At 67.8% G+C, this 3,648-nt stretch carries 4 protein-coding genes; 3 read left to right on the top strand and 1 reads right to left on the bottom strand.

The window, feature by feature from the left end:
- The 3 genes from ON45_RS19500 to aroQ all read left to right on the top strand — a co-directional run.
- Positions 1-411: succinylglutamate desuccinylase/aspartoacylase family protein (locus ON45_RS19500; RefSeq protein ID WP_040496269.1), on the top strand; the 411-nt coding region annotated here is incomplete at its 5' end.
- Complete coding sequence (locus ON45_RS19495) at positions 408-1,595, top strand: RimK family alpha-L-glutamate ligase (RefSeq protein WP_040496267.1); 1,188 nt, start codon at positions 408-410, stop codon at positions 1,593-1,595. The genes ON45_RS19500 and ON45_RS19495, both read left to right, overlap by 4 nt.
- Positions 1,596-1,640: 45 nt before the next feature.
- Positions 1,641-2,078 carry a type II 3-dehydroquinate dehydratase gene (gene aroQ / locus ON45_RS19490; RefSeq protein ID WP_040496274.1) on the top strand — a complete coding sequence of 146 codons (438 nt, stop codon included), beginning with the start codon at positions 1,641-1,643 and terminating at the stop codon, positions 2,076-2,078.
- A 17-nt stretch (positions 2,079-2,095) separates the two neighbouring features.
- On the opposite strand, the gene ON45_RS19485 is transcribed toward aroQ, so the two are convergent.
- Entirely contained in the window at positions 2,096-3,574 is a 1,479-nt protein-coding gene (locus ON45_RS19485) for a potassium/proton antiporter (RefSeq protein ID WP_051063437.1), read from the bottom strand.
- Between the last annotated feature and the right edge of the window lie 74 nt (positions 3,575-3,648).

Raw genomic sequence — 3,648 nt, 5'->3', positions numbered from 1 at the left:
TTCGACCGGGAGGCGATCGACGCAGCGGTCGGAGGAATCGGTCGCATCCTCGAACGGCTCGGAATGGTGGAGGCCGATGAAGCGATGGCACTCGACGGAGCACCGATCGTCGAGCCGCCGGCCGAGAGCCGGGCGAGTGGCTGGGTCCGGGCTCGACGGAGTGGAATCGCGTTGATGGAAGCCGAGCTCGGCCAGATCGTCGAGCGCGGCGATGTCGTGGCGACGGTGCGTGATTCCGTCGGGCGACGCCTCAGCCGCAGCCGCGCGAACCGCTCCGGGATGGTGATCGGCCACACCCAGCACCCGCTCGTCAATCAGGGTGATGCCATCATTCACATCGCCGAACTCCTCGACCGATCCGACGACGATCCGACCGCGCTCAGAACCACCATCGAGAGGGAATCCACGTGAAGCTCGCCATCTTGTCCCGGTCGCCCGGGGCCTACAGCACCCACCGCCTCAAGACCGCCGCCCTCGAGCGCGGCCACGAGTGCAAGGTGCTGAACACCTTGCGTTTCGCGATCGATCTCGCCGGGGACGAACCCGACCTCCAGTTCCGTGGTCGACAGCTGTCCGACTACGACGCGATCCTGCCGCGGATCGGCGCCTCGATCACCTACTTCGGTACGGCGGTCGTGCGTCAGTTCGAACAGATGGACGTCTACACGCCGAACACGGCGAACGGCATCGCCAACTCGCGCGACAAGCTTCGGGCCACGCAGATCCTCAGTCGCCACGACATCGGGATGCCGGCGACCTCGTTCGTGCGCGACAAGGCCGACGTGCTCCCTGCGATCGAGTTGGTCGGCGGGGCACCCGTCGTCATCAAGCTGCTCGAGGGAACACAGGGGATCGGCGTGATCCTCGCGCCCGACAAGAAGGTGGCCGAGGCGATCATCGAGACGTTGCAGTCGACGCGGCAGAACGTGCTCATCCAGCAGTTCATCGCGGAGAGCAAAGGCCGCGACATCCGCGCCCTCGTCGTCGGTGATCGCGTCGTGGGCGCGATGCGCCGCACGGCGGAGGGCGACGAGTTCCGTTCCAACGTGCACCGCGGCGGTTCCGTCGAAGCCGTCGAGCTGTCCCCTGAGTACGAACGGACGGCCGTGCGTGCCGCACAGATCATGGGTCTGCGCGTCGCCGGGGTCGACATGTTGGAGGGCAACGAAGGTCCTCTGGTGATGGAGGTCAATTCGTCCCCGGGCCTGGAGGGAATCGAGCGGGCGACCGAACTCGACATCGCGGGTGCCATCGTCGACCACATCGCCAACCAGGTCGCGTTCCCCGAGCTCGATGTCCGTCAGCGGCTGTCCGTCAGCACCGGATACGGCGTCGCGGAACTGCACATTCCCGAGGGTTCGGCGTTCGCCGGCCAGACGATCTCGGAGTCGGGACTTCGCGATCGCGACATCTCGGTGCTCACCCTCCACCGCGACAACGTCGTGATCCCGAACCCGAAGGGCAGCCGAGCGCTCGAAGCGAACGACCGCTTGACGTGTTTCGGCAAGCTCGAGGAGATGCGCGACCTCATCCCGGCCCGTCGCAAACGCCGCGCCAAGGTCCGCAAGCTGCCCGACGACGCACTCCAGGACTGAGAACGTGTCCGGGTGCGTCCGGAGCGCGACGCGTACGCTCGGACCATGCCGACGATCCTGATCCTCAACGGGCCGAACCTGAACCTGCTCGGGACCCGCGAGCCCGAGGTCTACGGCGCGGACACGTTGGACGACATCGTCGACGAGCTTCGTTCGTTGGCGGCCGAGCGCGGGTACGAGGTCGAGGCGGTCCAGTCGAACGCCGAGGGCGAACTGGTCGATGCGTTGCACGCGGCGCGGGCCACCGCCGCCGGTGTCGTGTTCAATCCCGGCGCGTACACGCACACGTCGATCGCGTTGCGAGACGCGATCTCCGCGGTGGAGCTTCCGGTGGTGGAGACGCACCTGTCGAACGTCCACGCACGCGAGGAGTTCCGGCACACCTCGATGCTGTCGGCGGTCTGCCTCGGCGTGGTCGGTGGCTTCGGTCGCACGAGCTACCGCTTGGCGCTCGACGCGGTCATCTCCCACCTCGAACCCTGACCGAGCCTCATCCGGTGTCAGACACCCGATGAGGCTTCGTCGTCGTCGTCCGCTGCCGCCCAGTGCTCGATGTCGTCGAGTTCACACCGCTTCGGTGTGACCACCAGCAGCACGTCATCGACGGTGAGCACCGTGTCGCCGTCGGGGACGACCGTCTCGTCACCACGCCGCAACACCGCGACCCGCGCGCCGTCGGGAAGTGGCGCATCGCGAAGTCGGGAATCGCTCACCCGGGACCGGGGTGGCAAGGTGACCTCGATCAGATCTGCGTCGAGTGCATCGACGGGAACGATCTCCGGCCGCACGGCTTCGGGATGCTCGGCGACGACACCGAGCCGTCGCGCCACTGCGCCGACCGTCGGCCCCTGAACGGCGACCGACAGGACCACCACGACGAATGCGACATCGAAGATCAGGGCGCCGTCCGGATGGCCGGCGGTGAACGGGATCGTCGCCAGGACGACCGGAACCGCACCGCGGAGACCCGCCCACGACAGAACCGCGATTCGTCGTGCCGGTGTTCTCGACCAGACCATGACGAGGGCGACCGCGACCGGGCGAGCGACGAAGATCAGTGCGAGCGCCACCACGATCGCCGTGCCGAGGTTGTCGGGCAGGCGGCTGGGGAACACGAGGATGCCCAGCAAGAGGAAGAGGACGCCCTGCGCCGTCGCCGCGAGGCCCTCGTGGAAGAAGAGCACGCCGCGCACCGAGCGTCGCGAGCCGGCCAGGACCACACCGGTCAAGTACACGGCGAGGAAACCGGAGCCACCGACCACGGCCGCGCCGCCGTACGAAATCGCCGCCAGCGCGAGGGTGATCACACCGAGCGACGATGCGGCGGGACCGGTGAGACGAGACATCAGCCGTCGGCCGAGCCAGCCGACGGTGAGGCCGACGAGCAACCCGGCACCCAACTGCAGGCCGAGGAATCGGGTCCAGTCCATCGCGCTCGGATCGCCGCGCCACACCTCGACCATGCCGATCGTCAGGAGGACGGCGACCGGGTCGTTCAGGCCCGACTCGAGTTGAAGCAACCAACGGTCACGGCGGGGAAGGGGTTCGGTCCGCAGCGCGGCGAACACCGCGGCCGCATCGGTGGACGCGACCACGGAACCGAGAAGCAGCGCAGTCGTCGGATCGAGATCGAGCACGGTCCACGAGACGAGCGCGACGACACCGGCCGTCGCCACCACCCCGATGGTCGCCAACGATCCGGCGGCGACGCCCACCTTCCGGAACGCGGCGGGTTCGGTGCCCAGGCCACCCTCGAACAAGATGATCACGAGCGCCGCCGTGGCGATGTTCTGGGCGAGCGCGGCGTCGTCGAACCGCACGACCGCCAATCCGTCGTCGGCAACCAGCATCCCCAGACCGAGGAAGAGCAGCAGGCTGGGTATCCGGAACCGCATCGCGATGCGGCTCGCGAGAACCCCGACGAGCAGGAGCACTCCACCGAGCAGGACACCGGGATCGACCGAGAATCCCGAGCTCATTGCGCGACGAACCTATCGGAACGCTCTCACCGTCGCAGGCGTGGTGCCATCGGGTGTCAGACACCGGATGGCAC

The sequence above is a fragment of the Ilumatobacter nonamiensis YM16-303 genome, from assembly GCF_000350145.1.
Taxonomy (GTDB): domain Bacteria; phylum Actinomycetota; class Acidimicrobiia; order Acidimicrobiales; family Ilumatobacteraceae; genus Ilumatobacter_A; species Ilumatobacter_A nonamiensis.
The sequence above is the reverse complement of the archived record's forward strand: the minus strand, read 5'-3'. Positions and strand labels throughout refer to the sequence as shown.